Annotated in this window: 15 protein-coding genes and 1 riboswitch; of the genes, 14 read left to right on the top strand and 1 reads right to left on the bottom strand. The window is 47.9% G+C overall.

All coding sequences use genetic code 11. The features are described from left to right. Positions 1 to 29: 29 nt before the first annotated feature. A complete protein-coding gene (locus CRG97_RS30660) occupies positions 30 to 1,277 on the top strand; it encodes an MFS transporter (protein WP_098749269.1) in 1,248 nt (415 codons plus the stop codon). A gap of 374 nt (positions 1,278 to 1,651) precedes the next feature. Further along, positions 1,652 to 2,524: a formate/nitrite transporter family protein gene (locus CRG97_RS30655; protein ID WP_098749268.1), complete on the top strand. Its 873-nt coding sequence runs from the start codon at positions 1,652 to 1,654 to the stop codon at positions 2,522 to 2,524. Positions 2,525 to 2,670: 146 nt separating this feature from the next. On the opposite strand, the gene CRG97_RS30650 is transcribed toward CRG97_RS30655, so the two are convergent. After that, positions 2,671 to 4,497, bottom strand: a complete 1,827-nt coding sequence (locus CRG97_RS30650) for an APC family permease (RefSeq protein ID WP_098749267.1) — start codon at positions 4,495 to 4,497, stop codon at positions 2,671 to 2,673. 162 nt (positions 4,498 to 4,659) lie between these two features. Further along, positions 4,660 to 4,855: riboswitch (cyclic di-AMP (ydaO/yuaA leader) on the bottom strand. 483 nt (positions 4,856 to 5,338) lie between these two features. On the opposite strand from CRG97_RS30650, the gene CRG97_RS30645 reads away from it, so the two are divergent. From CRG97_RS30645 to CRG97_RS30590, 12 genes are all read left to right on the top strand, one after another. Continuing rightward, the gene (locus CRG97_RS30645; RefSeq protein ID WP_237566624.1) at positions 5,339 to 7,426 is read left to right on the top strand and encodes a molybdopterin-containing oxidoreductase family protein; all 2,088 of its coding nucleotides are present in this window, start codon (positions 5,339 to 5,341) and stop codon (positions 7,424 to 7,426) included. Between the two features lie 343 nt (positions 7,427 to 7,769). Continuing rightward, positions 7,770 to 8,747 carry an ABC transporter permease gene (locus CRG97_RS30640; protein WP_098749265.1) on the top strand — a complete coding sequence of 326 codons (978 nt, stop codon included), beginning with the start codon at positions 7,770 to 7,772 and terminating at the stop codon, positions 8,745 to 8,747. 27 nt (positions 8,748 to 8,774) lie between these two features. Beyond that, a complete protein-coding gene (locus tag CRG97_RS30635) occupies positions 8,775 to 9,674 on the top strand; it encodes a carbohydrate ABC transporter permease (protein ID WP_098749264.1) in 900 nt (299 codons plus the stop codon). Between the two features lie 68 nt (positions 9,675 to 9,742). Next, positions 9,743 to 11,422: an extracellular solute-binding protein gene (locus tag CRG97_RS30630; protein WP_098749263.1), complete on the top strand. Its 1,680-nt coding sequence runs from the start codon at positions 9,743 to 9,745 to the stop codon at positions 11,420 to 11,422. A 166-nt stretch (positions 11,423 to 11,588) separates the two neighbouring features. Beyond that, positions 11,589 to 13,163: a response regulator gene (locus CRG97_RS30625; protein ID WP_098749262.1), complete on the top strand. Its 1,575-nt coding sequence runs from the start codon at positions 11,589 to 11,591 to the stop codon at positions 13,161 to 13,163. Beyond that, the gene (locus CRG97_RS30620) at positions 13,160 to 14,995 is read left to right on the top strand and encodes a cache domain-containing sensor histidine kinase (RefSeq protein ID WP_098749261.1); all 1,836 of its coding nucleotides are present in this window, start codon (positions 13,160 to 13,162) and stop codon (positions 14,993 to 14,995) included. The genes CRG97_RS30625 and CRG97_RS30620 overlap by 4 nt, the downstream gene beginning before the upstream one ends. Positions 14,996 to 15,291: 296 nt before the next feature. Further along, positions 15,292 to 16,545, top strand: a complete 1,254-nt coding sequence (locus tag CRG97_RS30615; protein WP_098749260.1) for an MFS transporter — start codon at positions 15,292 to 15,294, stop codon at positions 16,543 to 16,545. A 449-nt stretch (positions 16,546 to 16,994) separates the two neighbouring features. Beyond that, positions 16,995 to 18,248 (top strand): sugar ABC transporter substrate-binding protein, encoded by a 1,254-nt coding sequence (locus CRG97_RS30610; RefSeq protein ID WP_098749259.1) that lies wholly within the window; start codon positions 16,995 to 16,997, stop codon positions 18,246 to 18,248. A 109-nt stretch (positions 18,249 to 18,357) separates the two neighbouring features. Continuing rightward, the gene (locus CRG97_RS30605) at positions 18,358 to 19,263 is read left to right on the top strand and encodes a carbohydrate ABC transporter permease (protein ID WP_076323943.1); all 906 of its coding nucleotides are present in this window, start codon (positions 18,358 to 18,360) and stop codon (positions 19,261 to 19,263) included. Between the two features lie 51 nt (positions 19,264 to 19,314). After that, on the top strand, positions 19,315 to 20,133 hold the full coding sequence (locus CRG97_RS30600; RefSeq protein ID WP_098749258.1) for a carbohydrate ABC transporter permease: 819 nt from the start codon (positions 19,315 to 19,317) through the stop codon (positions 20,131 to 20,133). Between the two features lie 40 nt (positions 20,134 to 20,173). Then, positions 20,174 to 21,175 (top strand): LacI family DNA-binding transcriptional regulator, encoded by a 1,002-nt coding sequence (locus tag CRG97_RS30595; RefSeq protein ID WP_098749257.1) that lies wholly within the window; start codon positions 20,174 to 20,176, stop codon positions 21,173 to 21,175. A 23-nt stretch (positions 21,176 to 21,198) separates the two neighbouring features. After that, on the top strand, positions 21,199 to 21,960 hold the full coding sequence (locus CRG97_RS30590) for an alpha/beta hydrolase (RefSeq protein WP_098749616.1): 762 nt from the start codon (positions 21,199 to 21,201) through the stop codon (positions 21,958 to 21,960). The last annotated feature ends 46 nt before the right edge of the window (positions 21,961 to 22,006 follow it).

Genomic DNA, 22,006 nt, shown 5'->3' with positions numbered 1-22,006 from the left:
GAATAGTCGGTTTTACTGGGGGATGGAATATGAGGCATTTGTTTGGCAACCGCTCGTTCGTGCTGCTGATGGTTTCGGATTTTATGCAAAATATCGGGATCTGGATCCGCAACATGGCGCTGTTGTTCTTTATTATGGAGAAGAGCAACCATGACCCGGTCGCCGTATCGCTGCTTACCGTGATTGAATACGCGCCCATCTTTGTGATCTCCATGATTGGCGGCGTGCTGGCTGACCGTTGGCGTCCCAAGCGAACGATGATCTGGGGAGACATTTTAAGCTTTTTATCCATACTGCTTATCCTGTTTGTTGTGTATGCGGGATATTGGCAGGCCGTGTTTGCGGTGACCCTGGTCTCGGCCGTTGTATCCCAATTCTCGCAGCCTTCGTCCATGAAGATCATCAAGCGCTGCTTACCGGATGAGCATGTGCCCGCGGCCACGGCTTTGTCCCAGACCTCGATGTCGCTGTTCATCATTTTGGGACCGATGGTCGGCACGACGATCTATCAAGCTTTTGGATTGCAGGCTTCTTTAATCAGCTTGTTGGTTCTATTCGGCGCTTCGGGGATCGTGCTGGCGTTTCTCCCTTCCAGTGTGGATGAACCCTCTAACCATTCGGAGTCGACCGGTTCTTTTATGAAGGACTTGAAGGCAGGTTTCACTTACATCGGCTCCAGTCGGCTGCTGAAGGTGCTGCTGGTGGTCTACGTTTTATTGGCGCTCGGCAGCGGACTTGTTCAGCCGCTCGATATCTTTGTCATCACGGAGCGTCTACAGCTGGCAATGTCCAGCGTTCAGTGGTTCACCGCGCTAGAGGGTCTTGGCATGTTGATTGGCGGTGTGCTGGCCGCCGTAATTGCGGGCAAAGTGAAAGGCTCCTACTTGCTGTTCGCCGGGCTTGCCTTCCTTGGCCTCTCGACCTTTGTCGAGGTGCTGTCCCAGTGGCCGATCCTGACCGGCACGATGCGCTTCATAACCGGGGTGCTGATGGCGATGGCGCAGACGGTATTGATGGCCGTGATGATGCAGCAGGTGGATGAGAAATTCATCGGTCGGCTGAACGGCGTGATGACGCCGATTTTTACCGGCATGCTGCTTATTGGCTCCGGGTTTACAGGATGGTATATGTCGGCAACCTCCATTGTGGTCGTGTATTTCACGGCAGGTGCGCTCTTCCTGCTGTCATCCTTCATTAGCATGAAGCTTCCGATCTCGAACGTTCCTGTTCAGGAAAAGGAAACGCCTGTTAGGGTAGAGACTGTCGCCGAGGCATAGGCTTGCCGGGTTAGAACATGATGGTGCGGTAAAAGGCATGGGCTGCTGGTTTCGAACATGATGGTGGTATAAAGGCATAGGCTTGCTGGGTTAGAACATGGTTGTAAAAGCACCAACCAAGCGGTGTCGGAATCAACTCCGACACCGCTATTTTATATGTACCTCTGACTCGGATCGAGCGAGTGATCGATCTTAAACTGATCAAGAGCAGCCAGGACAGAGGTTGTCTTGTCCCCTCTGACGCACACGATCGTGATATAATTCACGTTCTTGCTATGGAGGCTGCGGTACAATATGGGTAACTGTAACAGAAACATCAGAAGCTGCATTCGAGAGATTTCAGGACGGAATGCGGGAGAAATGGGGGAGCGGCCATGGCCTATTACAAACCTGATCGCATTGCGGAGATCACCTTGGAGAACGGGGTGAAAAAAGCACATAATTCCGCCATGAACGTGATGATATTAGGATTTTTGGCGGGTGCTTTTATTGCGCTCGGCTTTTTGCTCGATATTCGCGTAATTGCTGGAGCATCGGAGGCTTGGGGAGGCATTGCCGGTTTTATAGGCGCAGCGATATTCCCTGTCGGACTGATACTTGTATTGCTAGCAGGCGGAGAGCTGCTGACGGGCAACATGATGGCCGTGTCCCTGGCCAGATTCAAGAAGCGGATTTCCACGAAAGAAATGGTACGGAATTTAACTCTTGTCACGGTAAGCAATATGGCCGGGGCGTTGTTCGTCGCTTATTTCTTTGGTCATGTGACTGGTTTGACAGGCAGCGGCGTTTATCTGGAGAAGCTGGTGGACATGGCGGGTCATAAGATCGACGACAGCTTCCTGCAGGCCTTCTTGTCGGGCATCGGGTGCAACTGGCTCGTAGCACTCGCCGTGTGGCTGTCCTATGGATCGGATCAGATGAGTGGCAAAATTCTCGGGATCTGGTTTCCGACGATGGCGTTTGTAGCCATTGGCTTTCAGCACGTGGTAGCCAACATGTTCCTCATTCCCGCAGCGATATTTGAAGGATATTACAGCTGGGGCGAGTATCTGGTGAACTTCATTCCGGTATGGCTTGGCAATTTCGTCGGAGGCGCGTTGTTTGTCGGAGCTGCCTATGGGACCGTATATTTGAAGAAGGATGATAAGGTTGAGGTCATGCCTCGCGGCGAACAAGACGTCGCACTGCCGTCTGCGCCAACTACCGGCACTCCTCAACAGGTTCATTCTGCGCAGAATGTTTCTTAATATCCCGAAGCCTGGTAAGCGTCTAGGCGGAGGAAAAAAAGCTGCGATTGACCGTTCCCTTAAGCATAGGGATCGGATGATTGCAGCTTTTTTAACGTTGTTGGCGGAGTGGATTCCTTGCATAAGTGGCAGAGGGAACAAGCCCGCTATTTTTTTAAGTGGTAAGGTACTGTGGTGATAATCACATCTCTCCGATACAGTAAATGTGCGCGAATGAGCAAGCTGGACTGATTGTGCAGGAAGTTATGCCAGCCCTTCTTGGGGATGAACTGCGGTATGACAACGGTAACCTGGTAGTGGGATTCGCTTGCCTTCCTCTGCACGGTATCGATGAATTTGGTCAGCGGCTGAATGATGCTCCGATAAGGTGAGTGCAGCGTCACCAGCCGGATGTCCGGCTGCCACTTCTTCCATTTTTCCTGGAAGGCCGCCTCGTCCTCCCGCTCGAACGGCACGTACACCGCGATAATTTGGCCTGCTCCCAGTGATTTGGCATAATTCAGCGAGTTCTCCACCACATGCGTGATTCCCGCCACAGGCAGAATAATAACATTTCCCTCAATCGGCTTAACTGGCTCACAGGTCGTAATTCGCAGCTGGTCTGCTACGGCCTCATAATGTTTGTGGATTCGTGTGAAGATCCAAATAATCAGCGGCAGGAAAATCAAGACGGTCCACACTTGGGCGAATTTCGTGAAAAAGAAGATCATCGTCACGATAAAGCTAATGCATGCGCCGGTGGTATTAATGATCAGCTTGACGATCCATCCTTCGGGCTTTTCGCGAATCCACTTCACCATCATCCCTGTTTGGGAGAGGGTAAAAGGGATAAACACGCCGACGGCATACAGAGGAATCAGATGCTCGGTTTTGCCTTCGAAAGCCAGCAGCAACAGAATAGAGAAGAAACCAAGTATGATAATCCCGTTTGAATATCCCAGACGGTCCCCCCGGACGGTGAACATTCGGGGAATAAATTTATCCTTCGCCAGATTAACGGCAAGCAGCGGGAAGGCGGAATATCCCGTGTTGGCGGCCAGGATCAGAATGAGGGCCGTTGTTCCTTGGATAAAGTAATAAAAAACGTTTCGTCCAAAGGTATGCTCGGCAATCTGGGAAACGACAGTGACTTGCTCGCTGGGGCTAACCCCATAGTAATAGGCCAGGAATACGATGCCCGAAAATAACATTGCCAGCAAGGATCCCATCGCGACCAAGGTTCTGGCCGCATTATTCGGAGCGGGATCCTTGAAATTCGGGATGGCGTTAGAAATGGCTTCAACGCCGGTCAGGGCAGAGCTGCCCGAGGCAAATGCCCGCAGGAGCAGGAACAAGCTGAGACCGGCGACAGGCGTGCCGATCGGCGTGTGCAGCTCTGGTGATGCATGGCCTGTAGCTATGTTGAATATTCCGACGCCAATCAGGATAAACAGCGCCAGTACAAACAAGTAAACCGGATAAGCCAATATGGTGGCCGACTCCGTAACCCCTCTTAAATTGAGTACGGTCAAACATAGAACGAACACGATGGAGATGGGCAGATTGTAGGCGTGCAGTTCCGGAAAAGCAGATGTGATCGCGTCCGTCCCCGCCGATACGCTGACCGCAACCGTCAGGATGTAGTCGACCAGCAGGGAGCCGCCAGCGACCAATCCTGGATACATGCCTAAATTCCGTTTGGAAACCACGTAGGCTCCGCCGCCATGCGGATATGAGAAAATAATTTGTCTATATGATAGGATAAGTGCCAGCAATAAGACCAGGACCCCGACGGCAATCGGTATGGAATACCAATAGGCAGCCGCGCCAACGGTCATCAAGACAATCAGAATTTGTTCAGGTCCATAGGCCACGGACGACAAGGCGTCGGATGAAAGGATGGCCAGCGCTTTGGTTTTGTTCAGCTTTTGCTCGCCCAATTCTGTTGATTTAAGGGGTCTTCCGATGAGGAATCGTTTGATAGAAGATAACATGTTTTTCACCGCCGATTAAGAATAGGTACATGATGGGAGCTGCTTGAAGTGAGTTCAATCGGTGTGCCTCATGTGCTGGACATATGGGCTATCTCCATTCCAATATTGATTTTTGGCAAACAAAAAACACAGGTTAGAACCCTGTGTTTGATCACAAGTTCACAACCCTCTCCATCAACGCTGACGAGGTTAGCTGTCGGATTCGGGCGGTGAGAGTCGCCCTACCTGATAATAGTCGCGGCGTACGTACGCGCTGCATCAGGATTCACCCCATAGTATGGTTGACAGATCCTATAGGTATCCATCCATACGTGTGGTTCCCCCGCTTTCCAAATTGGAAATTAAGCGAATGTCATGTGAATATGAAGAATGATTTCGAAGCTGAATAGTATATTACGCCTGCTCAAATCTTTTGTAAAACACCCTCCAACGAAAAATAAAGCAGAATTATTTATAAAATATGACAGATAAGCGCTTACATAATTATGTGGCTTTGACAGGCTTTGTTTTTTGCATGTTTGCTACAGAAAGCATGATTTTCTATGATGCGTAAGTGGCAAGTAGTTCAGATGTGATGCGATAGACGACGCATACAAACAAATTCGCCATGCCGGTCTCGGGGGAGGAGACATGGGCATGGCGAATTTTTTGGGAGTGGTCCATGATTTGGCAAGGAAGAGAAAGGGTCTGGGTTCCTCTTCGTTGCTCTTGATAGGAATATACCCGGAAGGAAGTAACGTGAAACACCCGCTCAGAAAAAAATGTAAGACTTTACTGGAGCCCTGATTTTCTTTTAAGATAAGGGGATATGATTCAGCGTGTACAAGGGGGAATGGACGAAATGACTCAAGCGATGATTCATCAGGAGAATGGTGTGTTTCCGGCGGTATGTCCGTTGGATTGTCCCGATACTTGCGGTCTGCTGCTGCATAAAGAGAATGGAAAAATCGTGAAGGTTACCGGCAATCCGGATCATCCGATGACGCAGGGAGCCATCTGTAATAAAGTCCGCAATATGGCACATCGGGTGTATCATCCCGAGCGCGTGCTTTATCCGCTGCGGAGGGTAGGGCCCAAGGGTGAGGGGGCTTTCGAGCGGATCAGCTGGGATGAAGCGATTCAGGAGATTACCGGGCGCTACAAGAAGCTGATCAAGGAATATGGCTCCGAGAGCATTCTACCATACAGCTTTTACGGCAATATGGGGATATTGAGCGTGGACGGTATGGATCGGAGATTCTTCAACAGGCTGGGCGCCAGCCGCCTGAAGCAGTCGATCTGTAATTCCGCAGGCAGTGAGGGCTGGAAATCCGTGATGGGCTTTAATGGAGGCACCGTCCCGGAGGAAACCGTTCATGCCAATGTCATAATCGTCTGGGGCGGCAACATCGTCAGCACCAATATGCACCAAGTAGTGCTGGCAGAGAAAGCGCGCAAGGCGGGTGCCAAGGTCATTGTAATCGATGTTCATAAGAACCAGACGGGGCAATGGTCGGATTGGTTCATTCCGCTCTTTCCGGGCACGGATGCGGCACTGGCCGTCGGCCTCATGCACATCATGTTCCGTGACGGCATGGTGAATGAGGAATTCCTCCGGGAGTATATGCTCGGGCATGAAGCCTTGCGCGAGCATGTCAAAGACTATACGCCGGAGCATGTATCCTCCATTACCGGCATTCCAGTAGAGGATATCGAGAAGCTGGCCGAGCTGTACGGCGGGGCCGATACTTCCTATATTCATATCGGTAACGGTCTTCAGCATCATGACAATGGCGGCTTGACGGTGCGCAGCATCGCGGCGCTTCCGGCCTTGACCGGACAATGGCTGAAGCGGGGAGGAGGGGCTGCCAAGTCGAATGGTGGCTACAACAGCATGGATAGCGATGCACTGGAGCGTCCGGATCTCAGACCGAATCCGAATGCCCGGATCATTAACATGAACCGGATCGGCGAGGCGCTTGCCATGACCGAACAGCCGATTAAGTCGGTCTTTGTCTATTGCAGCAACCCGCTGGTTGTCGCTCCTGACACCGGGCGGGTGCGCGAAGGGTTTGCAAGGGAGGATCTGTTTACGGTTGTGCATGATCTGTTCATGACGGATACAGCCAAGTATGCGGATATCGTGCTTCCGGCAACCTCCTCATTTGAGAATACGGACCTGTTCGCATCCTACTGGCATCAGTATATCCAGCTGCAGGAGCCGGTCATTCCGGCGCTCGGGGAGAGCAAGAGCAACGTGGAGCTGTTCTCCTTGCTGGGCCGGGCCATGGGTTTCACCGACCCGGCCTTCCATGAGACCGAAGAGGAGATGATGGCAAGAGCGCTCGACTTCCCGGACAACCCTTATCTGAACGGCGTCACGCTGGACAAGCTTAAGGAACATCGCTATGTGAAGCTTGACATGACGCCGCTTGAAACATATCTGGATCGTTTGCCGACGCCTTCGGGCCGGATTGAGCTTTACTCCGCGCAGTTGGAGGAAGCAGGTCTTCCGCCTCTTCCGACTTACGTGCCCTTGAAGGAAGGATATGACGGCGTAAGGCGTGGCCGCGGGCACAAATACCCGCTCATGTTCATTTCGCCGCCGAACCACAACTTCCTGAATTCGACCTTTGCGAATGTGGAGAAGCATCAGAAGCTGGAGAAGGAGCCTGCCCTGCAGATTCATCCGGCGGATGCAGAGGAACGCGGTATAGTGGACGGAGACATGGTTACGGTATACAACGACCGTGGAACCTACGAAGTCCGAGCCAAGGTGACGGATAAAATGCTGCCGGGCACCGTAGTCAGCCAAGGCTTGTGGTGGGAAGGCGAAGGCAGGAAGCAGCGCGCCAATGCCCTTACGCCCGACAGGTTGTCGGACATGGGCGAAGGTGCTACCTTCTTCTCAACGGTGGTAGAGGTCAGGACTACGATAACCGGTGCTTAAAGATGAATACAAAAGACTGTCTTGAAGGTCTATATGACCTGAAGGCAGTCTTTTTTTAGAGATAAGAAAGTATAAACATCCGAGGCTTAGCATCCTTATCACGCAAGAAAACCTCCGCTAAATGCGGTCTGTCTACTGAGAAAGTACGTCGATAGACGTTTTTTTTATTGGCTGGAAAGGATAAAACATTCCGGTAGAAGTATAAAAAATCGGGGTTTTATTATATAGATTCAAAATATTCCCAAAGTTAGAATGATATTAAGTCAATTGCAAGCGGTTTCGGAATGGTCGATATTCAGAGACCTGGCGTGCTTTTACATCATTTCGTAACGGGAGGATCTATATGCCGCAAGCTACTACAGAACAGCAACCATCACCCATTTCCCGGCAGCCAAAAGTCCATAACAAAAGTTTCCTTAGGCGCTTAATGAAGCAATGGGATGTTCAGCTCATGGTGTTACCCGGCGTCATTCTGGTTTTCATTTTTGCCTATCTGCCTATGTATGGCGTAATCACCGGTTTTATGGATTATAACCTGTTCACCGGCTCAAGAATTTGGGATAACCCGTGGGTTGGTTTTAAGCATTTTGAAGCTTTTTTTGCCGCCCCCGAGTTTGAAAGAATTTTGCGCAACACGATTGTCATCAGTTTATTGAAATTCTTAATCGGATTTCCAGCACCGATCGTACTGGCCCTCTTATTGAATGAAGTTCGCCATATGTTATTCAAAAGAGTCATCCAGACAATTACCTATCTGCCTCATTTCTTGTCCTGGGTTATTGTGGCAGGCTTCACAACTGCCTTGCTGTCAACGGAAAACGGAAGCATCAATATGCTTCTAGAGAGCATCGGGGCCATCGATGAACCAATCAATTTCCTCTCATTGAAGGAATACTTCTGGACGATACTCATTTCGGCTAACGTATGGAAAGAAATCGGATTTAACTCGATCGTCTTTCTGGCTGCAATTGCGAGTATCGATCCGGCGCTGTACGAGGCTGCAGACATTGATGGGGCAAGCAAGACCAAGCAAATCTATCTGATTACTCTTCCTTCGATTATGCCAGTCGTCATCATCTTCATGATTCTTGCTATCGGCAACTTGCTCAATGCTGGCTTTGAGGACATCCTGCTCCTGGCATCCAATCCGGTGCTGAGGCCGGTATCCGATGTTATTGATACGTATGTCTATCGAGTGGGCCTAGGGTCACACCGTTATTCTTATGCGGTTGCTATCGGATTGTTCAAGGCGATTATTAGTGTAGGACTGCTTACGATCGCGAACTATCTGGCTCGAAGATCCGGTAATAGCTTATGGTAAGAATCAGCAGCCCTCAGGAGGTACAGCATGTTAAAAAGAATTAGCTTCAGTGACAAGGTCATGCTTATTGTGATATACGTGTTCCTCAGTTTACTAGCCTTCTCGGCACTCTATCCGTTCTGGAATGCGGTGGCTGTTTCCTTCAACGTAGGTGTGGATACCGCAAAGGGCGGAGTCACCTTCTGGCCAAGAGAATTCACAACCGAAAATTATAAAATCATACTCCAGGACGACCGACTGCTTAACGGGTTCTTCATATCCATTAGCCGTACCGTAATCGGAACCGCAACCTCCATATTCATGACAGCACTCCTCGCATTCGGGATGACCCGAACTTATCTGATCGGACGTAAATATTACACATTGTTCTTTATATTCACCCTCTACTTTGGCGGAGGGCTGATTCCAACCTATCTCTTGATCCGTTCACTGGGTCTGATGGATAGCTTTCTAGTATTTATTATTCCATCACTCATCAGCGTGTGGAACATGATCATATTCCGGACCTTCTTTAAAGGACTTCCCGTTGGGTTGGAAGAGTCAGCCAATATTGACGGCTGCAGCAATTGGGGTACTTTCTTTCGGATTATTCTCCCATTGTCCGGACCGGTTATCGCCACGCTGGCTTTGTTGACAGCTGTTGGCCACTGGAACGACTGGTTCCTGCCAAGTATCTACATCACCAGTGATCATTTGCTCCCCATTCAGACGATTCTGCGGCAGACCTTAAATGCCAATATTGTATCGGGTTCAAGCTCCGTGCTCGATAGCGCTTCGACGGCGCTGCTGGAGAATGCGAGACAGATTACTTCCAAGTCGCTCACGATGGCGATGATGATCGTTGTGACTCTACCGATCATTCTGGTCTATCCTTTTGTGCAAAAATATTTTGTTAAAGGCGTGCTGGTAGGCTCGCTGAAAGAGTAGGTTGAGGAACGGTTTAAGGCGAACAGCTTTGAACATATATATTTTTGTAAATGAGAGGGGTTTAGTGAATGAGAAAGACAAGAAAGTCGTTGCTGTTGATGATATCTTTGCTTTTGGTACTGATCACAGCTCTAGCAGGATGCGGAAAATCGGCGGATCCAACCCCAACACCACCGGCAGCGAACAATGATGGCGAGAAGAAAACCGATCCGCCAGCAGAGGGTAATCGTGATGGCAAATGGGTACTCGGGGAGAAACCGCTTGAATTTTCAGCTTATGCTCACTATGAGAACTCGGACTTCCCTAAATGGGAAAGTACGCCTATCGGTAAATATTTGAGTGAAGAGAAGCAAGTGAAAATCAATATGATTGCGGCTGCTGGAGCACATACCCAAAAGCTGAGTGCGATGATGGCTTCGGATGATCTTCCGGATATGATCTGGACAGATCGTAACCATCCGGACATGGAGAGACTTCGTAAAGAGGGGAAATTGGTAGCTTATGATGATTACCTCGATAAATATCCTAATCTGAAAACATGGATGGGCGATCTGAACATGCTTCGCTCCGATGACGGCAAGCTGTATATGTTCCCGAACTGGTATTCATCCAATCCGTACGGTAACGCGGGTTACGTAGTTAACAAGAAGATCTACAAAGAGCTAGGCGAGCCGCCGCTTGAAACAACAGATGATTTATATAACTACTTGGTAAAGGTTAAAGAGAAGTATGGTAGCGAAATTGTTCCGTTCGAACCGCACCGTGCGCAGGAAAGACAGGGGCTCGGCGTGCTGTACACCGCATTCGGAGAAGGTGCGAGCTACACTAACCTTAACGCTAGTTTGCTTGCAGTTCCAAAGGACGGGAAGCTGACGCCTCTGCTAACGGATCCGGTATTCCGTGAGGCACAGAAATATATTGCTAAGCTTTACAGAGAGAAGCTTATTTCTCAAGATGCCTTCAGTCAAACCGAGGATCAGATTTTAGAGAAAGTCATGACAGGACGAGTGGCTGTATTTGCAGGAGCTAGTCCAACTACGATGGCGGGCGAGGCGCAGCCGGAATTGACCAAGAATGATCCGGATAGCGGATATTTTATGATCTGGCCGATTCATAAGCCAGGTTTGGATAAAAATAAAATCTATCCAGGTACTTACACCAGTTTCGGATGGAATGCTGCTTATATTACAACAGCTGCCGAAGACCCAGAAGCGATCTTCGCATTCCTTGACTGGTATACAGGTCCTGAAGGAATGAATATTCAATACTTCGGACCAGAGGGCAAGAACTGGGATGGATTCGATGAGGAAGGCAAGCCGAACTTCACAGAAAATTATGACCCGGCTGAAGTAGCAGAAATCCAATCCAAGAATGAGCCTGTTATGTTCGTTGGTAATACGAGTTATATTGATCCTGCCAAATACAAGTACATGGAGAAGCTTCCTTTCGAACAGCAGGATTGGAGAACGCGTTACCAACAGACGATTACATGGCCTACGCAGTTAAACGTCACGGAATTTGTTAACCTGAATCCGGCTCCAGATTCAGATGAAGGGATTATCAAAACATCGGTAGACGAATTGTTCCTCGAAATCTATGCAAAATCGGTTATGGCGAAGAGCGATGAAGAAGTTGACAAAATTCTTGATCAAGGCCATAAAGATTTGATGGATCTGGGCTACGATCAGCTATTAGAATGGCGTACAGCCAAATGGCAGGAGAACGTAGCTAAGCTGAACGGCAACTAATTTAAACAAAGATGTCGCAGGTGAATTTCCCAAAGAACCCTCCAGGTTCTTTGGGAGATCTCTTTTTTATTATGCATGTTTATTTCTTGCTTTTGCTAAATGCCTGTTTTAGATCGATTATAATATGTAAATATGGCATTTTTTACAATCGGCTGGAGGGATTCTCGTGTACAAGGTGCTGCTAGTGGATGATGAAGAGCTGGATCTCGAAGGAATGAAAAGATTCATTCCTTGGCCTGATCTGGGTATGAAAGTAGTGGGGAGCGTCAATAATGCGTTGTCGGCATGTGAAATTATAAAGAGCGAAGATGTTGATATTTTAGTCAGTGATGTCAATATGCCTTATATGTCCGGACTCGAGCTAGCACGGATTGCGCTGGAACATAAACCAAACATGCGAATCATATTCGTCAGCGGCTATCAGGAATTTAGCTATGTACAGCAAGCACTCTTATTGAAGGCGTATAGCTATGTTCTCAAGCCGATGAACGATCGAGAACTTGTTGCTTCCTTAATCAAGGTGAAACGGGATCTTGATGAAGAAACCAAGCAACGCGAGGTGGAAATGGCTTATCAGGAGATGATCCCCATTGTCAAAAGTGATTTTCTCATACGTCTGCTTGAACGGGAAGAATCAGAGGAATTATTGACAAAGATGAGCATTTCTTATGAATTCGACCAGTTGAAGTGGCCGATTCGCGTCGCAGTCATGGAGCTCGATAATGTATCATGGCGCCAAGTTGGGAGCCTTTCTTCACAGAGGGAATTGGCGACAATATTTCTACAACGTATTCAAGAGGCGATTACGGATAATAGCATGCTTCCTTACTGCAAGCTGTCATCGCAACGAGTAGCGATACTGTTGGAGGACCGAATCGCTACTCCAACGGTAAGCACATTGATGGATAACGTGCAGCAGCATTTGACAACATCCATAACAACGGGCATTGGTGAACCCGTACATAACCTGAATGAACTTCAACTGTCCTATAGGCAAGCTGTTGAAGCTGTGGAAGGCAAGATGTTTCTAGGCAAGGGAAGTATTATCAAGTACGAGGACGTCAGTACCGAGCCGGGAATGCTCGATGCAAGGATGCTTGATGAACGCATGAACGTCCTCTTGAAGGCGATGGAGGAATACGAGCTGGTCCAAATCTGTGATGAGCTGGAGAAATTATTCGGTTCTATAAGGAGTCTGCGCTCCCGATTTACCGTGCATAATATGTCGAACTATATTATCTGGAAGCTCGAACAATATTTAAGCAGTCGAAATGAAGACTTGTTTGACCTGTTAGGCATGGAGATACATCATCTGGATATTTTGATGCAATTCGAAACAGTCAGTGATATTCGTTCTTGGTTCATCCAGCATATATTCGAAATTTCCGAAAGATTATATGAGAAATCCAATTCTAAGGATAGTAAATTCATCCGCAGTGTTATCCAAACGATGAAAGAACGAATGAGCGAGAATATAACGATAAAGGATATTGCACAACATTTTTCTTTTTCCCCGAGTCATATCGGATTTTTGATTAAAGAGAGGTCAGGAAATACGTTTAATGAACTGCTTGTACAACTGCGTATGGAAAAAGCATGCGAATTGCTGAAACAGCCGGGCCTCAAAGTCTATGAGGTCGCCGATCAGGTAGGGTACCGTTACCTTCCTTATTTCAGCCGACAATTCAAAGAAAAATTCGAGATGACACCCATGGAATATCGAAAGAGAGAATTGGGATGAACAATCACGGGATTTCATCATCCGGAACAAACGGTAAGAGGCTGGGATATATACCCATTGGCTACAAGCTCATGCTGACCTTTATGATTTTTATATTGCTATTGGTTTCCGTAAACTTTTATATTTCTCACTCGATGTATGATGAGACCATGCGCGAACAGACCCGCGTCAACATCCAGGGGACGCTCCAGCAGATTCGGGATAATGTAGCCTATAAAGTGGATGATATCGTCCAGACATCGGCGACATTGTACGATGATCCAACATTCATTCAGAGCGTCCGACGGAATTTATCAGGCAATGAGAATCATATCCGTATGAACAATGTGATTCTCCCGAAGCTAGAGAGCGCTGCAAAGGCGGTTGGCCTTAATTTAAGGCTATCCGTCTATTTTCATAATCAAACGCTGCACCAGAGATATAAGAATTGGGATAGCGGAAATAATCAAGATTTCAACGGACAAACCTATGATATTTACCATATGACCCGAATTTCCGATGAGTTTTGGTATTTCACACTGCCCGAAGAGAAATACAATGCAACAATGATCTGGAGGCAGGTAGAAGAGGATGAGCGGGATGGACGAATCTCGATGATTCGACGGATGGTAGATATGAACAATCCGCTGCAAATCAAAGAAGTGGGAATCATGCGGTTCAGTGTCCGCTTGTCGCAACTGTTCGATAGTGTGGATTACACCAAGCTTGGGGACGGAAGTATGTTATCGGTGCTGGATCCCTTCGGGAATGTGGTGTTTACCTCTGGTCCATCTGTTGAAGACAATAACGACACCCTCGTCAAGGTAAATGAATCTACGGCGCTAGCAGCACACGATCAGAAAAATTATTTGATCATCGAAGAAGATTTACCACAGAAGAATTGGAAGATTGTTGCACAAGTTCCGCTTAACATTATTGAACAGGAAGCGAAGAGAGTACGAACCGTTTTGATTGTCATTTGTATCATCTGCATAGTATTGTTTACATTTATGGGGTATGTTATTTCCCAATCTTTCTCTAAGCGAATCCTGAAGATTGTAGGAGTACTCAATGCATTTCGGGAAGGGGATCTGCATAAACGGATCGCTTATCGGGGCAAAGGGGAGTTTCCACAAATTGCGAATGCCTTGAATGCGATGGGCGAGGATATCGAAGCGTTAATAAAAAAAGTGTATTTAACCCAACTCCAAAAGAAGGAAGCAGAGCTTGAAATGCTGCAAACGCAGATTAATCCTCATTTCTTATACAATACGCTATCATCCATTAATCAGCTTGCGAAATTCGGAGAGACGGAGAAGCTTCAGGATATGGTAGTGCAGCTGGCGCAATTTTATCGCCTTACCTTAAATTCAGGCAGAATATTGATACCCATTGCATTAGAGATTGAGCAGGCCAATGCGTATTTGGATATCCAAAAAGTAAAATATGGTCAGCGTATGGAAGTCACTTTTGATATCGATACGAATATATGGCCTTACGAGACTATTAAACTGATTTTGCAGCCCTTCATTGAGAATGTGCTGAAGCATGCTTGGAGTGGAGATCGTATTCATATTCGGGTTTCAGTCAAAAAGGAAGGCGATGATATCCTGTACCGAATCATAGATGATGGTCTGGGTATGAAGCAGGAGCGAATCCAAGAGATATTTGATCCCAAGGATCATAGTCACACGGGCTGCGGGATTCGAAACATTGACCAGCGAGTGAAGCTGCATTACGGGAGCGAATATGGCGTGTCCATCTTCAGCAAAGTTGGAATCGGTACCTCGGTTCAAATACGCATTCCTGCAAGATCAAGAAATTCAAACCCTGATAAGAAGGCGTCGGGATAGACGGGAAGCTCCGAACCAAGGGGATATTTGAGAATTGGGGATCCGTCTATTTAGCGTCCTGTTCGCTGTTATGGTAAAGCGTCAATGAGTGTGCTTGCTAAAAATGGATCTCTCAAGCGATACTAGGATTTGGGCGATAAGAAATGACAAGCAATGTTCATTCTTATAGGATTATAGGGCATCAAAAAGATGGCGTTCGCCTCTTTCTTCAAGAAGAATTATAAAAGCCCGCTTGGGCTTTTTTTTAGGTTAAATACGTAATTATACTGCTGCGAGGCTGCTGGGAGATTATAAACATGAAATGGTTGGAGCAGTACCCTAAGGAAGTAAAAGGTTTTCTTGTTGCAAGTCTCGTTGCTTCTGCAGGCGGGTCCTTGATGTGGCCGCTGACAACGATGTATGTATTTGATGAACTGGGACGCAGCATGAAGGATGCGGGTTTTGTCATTCTGATTCAGTCCATGGGGGGAATCGCCGGTCAACTCCTTGGCGGCGCGCTGTACCACCGGGTCGGGGTGAAAAAGCTCATTGTGGGCTCGCTGCTGCTGAATGCCCTCGGGTTGTTCACCCTTCCGTTCATTAATGGATTATGGGGTTTGTTCATCGCGATGATGGGCTTCATCGGATTCTGTAACGCCATATCGATGCCGGCCATTCAGGCATTTATCGGCTTCCGGTTTGCCGATCGGCGGGGAGAATTGTTTAATGTCATCTATGTCGCGAATAATATCGGCGTAGCCTTAGGAACGGCCATGAGCGGTTTCCTGGCGGAGATATCCTATCATTTAAGTTTTGTCTTAAACGGGGTCACGTCCTTCGGATTTGCTATTTTCTTCCTGTCCTACTTGACGAAGCTGGGTGGAACGGACGTATCGCAAGGGGCCCATCATCCGCAGCCTAAGAGTCCGCTGCCGGCGGGCCCCGGGGCTTGGGCATTGCTCGGGAACACCCGAATCTATCTCTTTATGGGATTGGGCTCTTTGTTCCTGTGGTTTGGTAATTCCATCTGGAATACAGGGGTGTCTCCATTCATCATCTCGGAGGGAATGTCCAAGACAGCTTACGGCTATTTATGGACGCTGAACGGGATCCTGATTTTTGCCGCGCAGCCGCTCACGAATGCCATCAAGCGCTGGGCGGCCCGTACGGAGAGCAGTCAGATGACGGCAAGTGCGTTGTTTTATCTGGCAGCTTATGTCGTTATCGTGGCGGTGCACAGTTATCCGGGCATGATCCTCGCGATGGTGCTGGCTACATTGGGTGAAATGCTGATTTCGCCTGCAATCCCGGCTTTTATCTCGGAGCGTGCAGGACAAGCCGCACCGTTCTATATCGGCGTGACAGGCGGCATGGGAGCCGCAGGCCGGGTGATTGGGCCTTATGCAATGGGAACGATGTATGACGGCGGCGGGCTGACGCCGGTGGCATGGTTGGCAGCAGGTGTTGCCGTGCTGTCATTCCTGTCATTTGCGGTACATGGCCGGCTTAGTAAGGGCATCCCGCTGCATCATGACGGTCATGACAAGAATGCAGGTCACCTTAACGCATAGTCCAAGTTTAAAGGTTGAAATCATTCCATGATATAGGATTAAGCAGCAGGCCTTCTTCGGGGCTTGCTGCCTTTTTTGTCTACGGTTCAAGGCTTACACCAATTGTCAAAGAAACGCCTTACAAAAAAATAAAAAAGGATGTTGAAATCGCTCTCAGGGGGAGCTATAATGAACTTGTCGAAACGTTTCAAAAGGGAATGCGTTTTTTGAAGTTATCAAGCAAGCGATCTATTTATTATGAATACGCTAGACCATGTTTATCCCAAGGATAACCATGAAAAGGTGCTTTATAGGGGGAATGAAGAGACAGTAGGATTATAGAAATAACTTTTATCCGGCGTCTTTATTTTTTTCGAATAAAATCGAAACGTTTCGAAGTAAGTGCTTTCAATTAGGTTTTGTATTACGTTTCGCATGGTGGTAAACATTAAAAACGGGGTGAATGTAGAATGAGAAAAAAATCAATATTGTTGACGTTGGCAGCATTGCTGATGTTCTCCGTCGTATTAGCCGGATGCTCGGGCGGGTCTGAGAAAGCAGACGGAGGTAGCAAAGGCGGCGAGGGCAAGAAAGAGCTGAAAGTTTGGTTGATGGGTGACACAACAGACGAAACTCTGATTAAGGCATATGAAGAGAAGAACCCAGGCGTTAAAGTAAACGTTCAATTGATTCCTTGGGGCAGCGCGCATGACAAGCTGCTAACAGCCGTTGCATCCAAAAGCGGCCCGGACGTCGTGCAAATGGGAACAACCTGGATTCCAGAATTTGCTCAGGCTGGAGCTTTGCTCGATCTGACGCCTTATTTGGAGCAGTATCCAAGCTTGAAGCAAGAAAACTATTTTGACGGTGCTGTGCAAACCATGAGTTATGATGACAAGGTTGTCAGCATCCCATGGTATGTGGAAACGCGCGTACTGTTCTACCGTACGGACATTCTGGCTGAAGTAGGCTATCCGGAAGGTCCTAAGACTTGGGATGAAATGAAGGATGCCGGTAAGAAGCTGGCAGCTAGAGGGGACGGCAATTACGCAATCACCATTGATGCTAAAGATATGAACTATCTGTCCATGTTTGCTTGGCAGAATGGAAGCGATATGATCGATGCAAACCGGGCACCTCATTTTAACGAGCCGGAATTCATGGGAGCCATGGAATACCTGAAGAGCTTCTACGATACGGGTATGACGCCGCTTACCAGTGATTTGGATCTGTTTGCCGCATTTAAAGACGGACAATTCCCGATGTTTATCAGCGGTCCTTGGATGATTCAAGGCGTTAAAGACAAGGCGCCTGAGATTGAGGGCAAATGGGCTACGACAACACTTCCAGCTAAAGAAAACAATGCATCGTTCCTCGGCGGAGCGAACATGTCGGTATTTAACACAACCGAAAATGCAGATGAAGCCGTTAAATTCATCTCCTTCATGAGTGAAAAAGAATCGCAGTTGACCAACTATGATGTGGCCAAAAACCTGCCTGCTGTTAAGAGTGCATGGGAAGACCAACGCTTTGAAGATCCGATTTTTGCTACCTTTGGAAAACAGCTCGAAAGCGCTAAACCTGTTCCGTTCATTAAGGAGTGGGATGCTGTCTCCCAAGAAGCCATTGCCGCTTTTGAGAAAATTACCCTTGGCGGAGCTGACATCAAAGCAGAAATGGATCTTTTGAATAAGAAAGCTACTGAAATTCTAGACAAAAAATAAGAGTGCGTCTTAACGCAGCCCGGCTTGTTTCTTCGAAGGATGAAACAAGCCTGACTGCTTCCAAAGAGCGTTATTCTTTTATTGAGAAACCCACACTTGCAGGAGGTGAATGACATTGCAGAACTTTATCAAGCGCTTTAACCAATATAAGTATCCTTATATGTTTATTGCGCCCGCACTGGTGCTGCTTCTGACGTTCTCAATCATTCCGATCATCATTGCGCTTGTCATCAGCTTCACGGATATTGACCTTGCTGGTCTCGCTAATTATTCAAACATTGAAGGCGTTGGCTTCGATAATTTTATGAATGTATTTAAAGATCCGGTCTTTCTGAAATCCATGTTTAACACCATGTTCTATGTTATTATCGGAGTTCCGCTTGTCGTAATGCTTGCCATGGGCGCTGCATTGCTGCTTAACTATGGCACGGGATTGTTGTTTAAAACATTCCGCGTCGTGTATTATATGCCTTCCATTACGAATATTGTGGCGGTCGCGGTTGTTTGGGGTTACTTGTATAACAGCCATTACGGCCTCTTTAACCATATATTGTCCTGGTTCGGAGTTCCGGCTCAGCAGTGGCTGACAGATCCGGCACTAGCCAAGCTATCCCTGATTCTGCTGGCCGTATGGAAATCCATCGGACTCAACATGATCATTTTCCTGGCTGCGCTGCAGGGCATTCCACGCTCTTATTATGAAGCTGCGGAAATTGATGGAGCGAGCAAATGGAAGAAGCTTCTATATATTACGGTACCACTGCTTAGCTTTGCGACCTTCTTTGTCACCATTACGACATTGATCGGCTGGATTCAGTTCTTCGAAGAGCCGCTGGTTATGACCAAGGGCGGCCCACTCAATTCAACGATGTCGATGGCTCTCTTTATTTATAACAATGGCTTCCAGCTTAGCAATTTTGGTTATGCGGCTGCAGGATCGTTTGTGCTCTTCATCATCATTATCGCTGTAACGGTCGTACAATTCGCAGTCAAGAGAAAAGATGTCGAATATTAAGGTTCAGGTTCAAGCGATATTTCCTTATCGTAACTGAAGGAGGCTCAGGGTATGGCAGCTAAAAGAATTGAGAAAACAGTCATGACGGTGCTGCTCATTGCAGGGGGACTGCTGATGATGATTCCATTTATCTGGATGATCACGTCCTCATTCAAGCCGGAAAATGAATTTACGGCGGTTCCGCCGACGTTATTACCGAAAGAATTTACGGTTAAAAATTATGTGGATTTATTTACGAAGCTGGACTTTATCGTATATCTGAAAAATACACTTATCATTGTGTTCTGGTCTTTTGTCGGTCTGTTCCTCAATGCGCTTGCAGGATATGCATTCGCTAAATACGAGTTCCCCGGCAATAAGAAGCTTTTCTATCTCGTGCTGGCAACGATGATGATTCCGGGACAGGTTACTATGATTCCAGTCTACCTGCTGATTAATGCCATGGGATTGACTAACACGATGGCGGGTATTGTGCTGCCTGGCCTGGTCGGAGCATTCGGTATTTTCCTCTTCCGTCAGTTTATGTCCACGATCCCGACGGATCTGATTGAAGCATCAAGGCTGGATGGAGCGGGAGAGCTGCGGATTTTCTTCCAGTTGATCGTTCCGATCACGAAGCCCGTATTTGCTGTACAGGGAATCTTAGCGTTCATTGGCGCCTGGAACAGCTTCTTGTGGCCTCTCATTATGGCAAACGATCAAAAGCTTTATACGCTTTCGGTGGGTCTGCAGCTTCTGAAGGGACAGCATGGATCTGATTTCGGCCTCCAGATGGCAGGCGCTGCATTTATGGTTGTTCCGATTATTATCGTATTTTCTTTCTTCCAAAAACATATTATTGAAGGATATACGATCTCTGGCATGAAATAAGATAGATAGAGTTTTTAAGTAGTAGAAGGGGCGTAAGGAAATGGCAACGATAAAGGATGTGGCAAAGCTCGCTGGAGTCGCCTTGTCAACGGCTTCATACGCGTTAAGCGGCGACAGCAGAGTGAGTTCCAAGACAAGATCAAAGGTGCTCGATGCAGCAAGGCAGTTGAATTATCGGAAGAACGGATTTGCCATGGATTTGAAGCGGAGCCGCACCAAGACAATCGCTCTTATTCTGACGGATCTATCCGGTCCTTATTATTCCGAGCTGATCCGAAGCGTACAGGAAGTCGCTTTAACCAATGGATATGATCTGATCGCCTGCAGTTCGATAGGGGGCAGAGATTCAACGGCGGTTAAATTTTTGAGAGAGAAAAGGGCGGACGGTGCCATCATACTTGCACCTAATATCCGGGATGAAGTTCTGATCGAGACCTCCGGTCCCCAATTTCCGATCGTCGTGATGGATCGTCCATTGTGCAGCGAATACCTGGTGAATGTGCTGGTTGATGGAGAACAAGGAGGGTATACGGCTACCCGTTATCTGCTTGAGAACGGTCATCGGCATGTGGCATACATCAGCGGTTCATCGGATTCGTACGATAATCATTTGCGTTATCAGGGGTATTTACGGGCACTTGCCGAGGCGGGGCTGGAGGAACAGTCGAAATGGCGTCTCAGCGGCAACTTCGTGCGCGAGGGTGGTTACAATGCGACCAAGATGATGATTATGCAGGGGTCGCTCCCGTCGGCCATATTCTACGGCAACGACGAGATGGCCATCGGAGGATTGAAGGCTTTTGAGGAGAGCGGCATATCGGTGCCTGATGATGTATCCGTCATCGGATATGATGATATTCAATTAGCCGAATACGTGAACCCGCCGCTAACCACCATCAAGCAGCCCAAGAGCGAGGCGGGATCGCTTGCAGCCCATTTGCTGTTTCAGATATTGGGCGGTGAATCCGTGAAGCAGTCTTATATGCTGACGACAGAAATGATGGAACGGGCATCTGCAGGGAAGAGCAAAGTAGAGAGTTAATGACCGGATTGGAGATGAGGAACTTGGCATGGATCACGTGTGATTTTTATTCCGAAACACTGAAACTGTCTACCGGCATCGAGGTTTTTATACCGCAAGCCGCTTTGATGCCGTACGGTTCTTCTTCGAAACTGCCGGTGCTTTATTTGCTTCACGGCCGAGGAGCGGATCAGACCGAATGGATGCGCAGGTCATCCATCGAACGATACGCCGAGAATAAAGGCATCGCGCTTGTGATGCCGGGCGTCGGACGAAGCTATTATATGGACATGGCAAACGGCTTGCCTTACTTTACCTTCCTGAGCGAGGAGCTTCCACAGCTCGTTCAATCGTTTTTTCCGGTGTCCGGACGAAGGGAAGATACCTTTGTCGCCGGAATTTCGATGGGGGGTTACGGAGCGTTCAAGCTGGCCATGAGTTATCCGGATCGTTATGCGGCAGGCGCAAGCCTGTCCGGTGGGCTGGATCTCGCCAGTCGCGCTGCAGGGCCGGGCTTTCAGGAGCAAGAAATTCGAACCCTCTTCGGCCGTGTCGATAGATTACGGGGGAGCCGGGACGATTTGTTGTTTTTGGCCATGGAATTCGCGGCATATACAGGCAATAAACCGGTGTTGTATCAGTGTTGTGGGACCGAAGATTTTTTGTATAACGATAACCAAACCTTTAGACGATATGCGGACAACCTGGGGCTTCACATCACCTATGAGGAAGAACCCGGTGGCCATGAATGGGGATATTGGGACCGTAAAATTCAGCGTGTGCTGGATTGGCTGCCCCTGCCCTGATTTTTTTTCGTCCGCATGTGTAGAAACGTTTCGATTATATGCACGG

The organism is Paenibacillus sp. EZ-K15 (genome assembly GCF_002573715.1).
In the GTDB taxonomy this organism is placed as follows: Bacteria; Bacillota; Bacilli; order Paenibacillales; family Paenibacillaceae; genus Paenibacillus_AQ.
Note: the sequence above shows the minus strand (reverse complement) of the source record. Positions and strands in the feature narration are given on the sequence as shown.

Excerpts from the sequence above, each read along its gene's own strand:
- CRG97_RS30660 (WP_098749269.1), top strand. The coding sequence starts at position 30 with ATGAGGCATTTGTTTGGCAACCGCTCGTTCGTGCTGCTGATGGTTTCG.
- CRG97_RS30655 (WP_098749268.1), top strand. The coding sequence starts at position 1,652 with ATGGCCTATTACAAACCTGATCGCATTGCGGAGATCACCTTGGAGAAC.
- CRG97_RS30650 (WP_098749267.1), bottom strand. The coding sequence starts at position 4,497 with ATGTTATCTTCTATCAAACGATTCCTCATCGGAAGACCCCTTAAATCA.
- CRG97_RS30645 (WP_237566624.1), top strand. The coding sequence starts at position 5,339 with ATGACTCAAGCGATGATTCATCAGGAGAATGGTGTGTTTCCGGCGGTA.
- CRG97_RS30640 (WP_098749265.1), top strand. The coding sequence starts at position 7,770 with ATGCCGCAAGCTACTACAGAACAGCAACCATCACCCATTTCCCGGCAG.
- CRG97_RS30635 (WP_098749264.1), top strand. The coding sequence starts at position 8,775 with ATGTTAAAAAGAATTAGCTTCAGTGACAAGGTCATGCTTATTGTGATA.
- CRG97_RS30630 (WP_098749263.1), top strand. The coding sequence starts at position 9,743 with ATGAGAAAGACAAGAAAGTCGTTGCTGTTGATGATATCTTTGCTTTTG.
- CRG97_RS30620 (WP_098749261.1), top strand. The coding sequence starts at position 13,160 with ATGAACAATCACGGGATTTCATCATCCGGAACAAACGGTAAGAGGCTG.
- CRG97_RS30615 (WP_098749260.1), top strand. The coding sequence starts at position 15,292 with ATGAAATGGTTGGAGCAGTACCCTAAGGAAGTAAAAGGTTTTCTTGTT.
- CRG97_RS30610 (WP_098749259.1), top strand. The coding sequence starts at position 16,995 with ATGAGAAAAAAATCAATATTGTTGACGTTGGCAGCATTGCTGATGTTC.
- CRG97_RS30605 (WP_076323943.1), top strand. The coding sequence starts at position 18,358 with ATGACATTGCAGAACTTTATCAAGCGCTTTAACCAATATAAGTATCCT.
- CRG97_RS30600 (WP_098749258.1), top strand. The coding sequence starts at position 19,315 with ATGGCAGCTAAAAGAATTGAGAAAACAGTCATGACGGTGCTGCTCATT.
- CRG97_RS30595 (WP_098749257.1), top strand. The coding sequence starts at position 20,174 with ATGGCAACGATAAAGGATGTGGCAAAGCTCGCTGGAGTCGCCTTGTCA.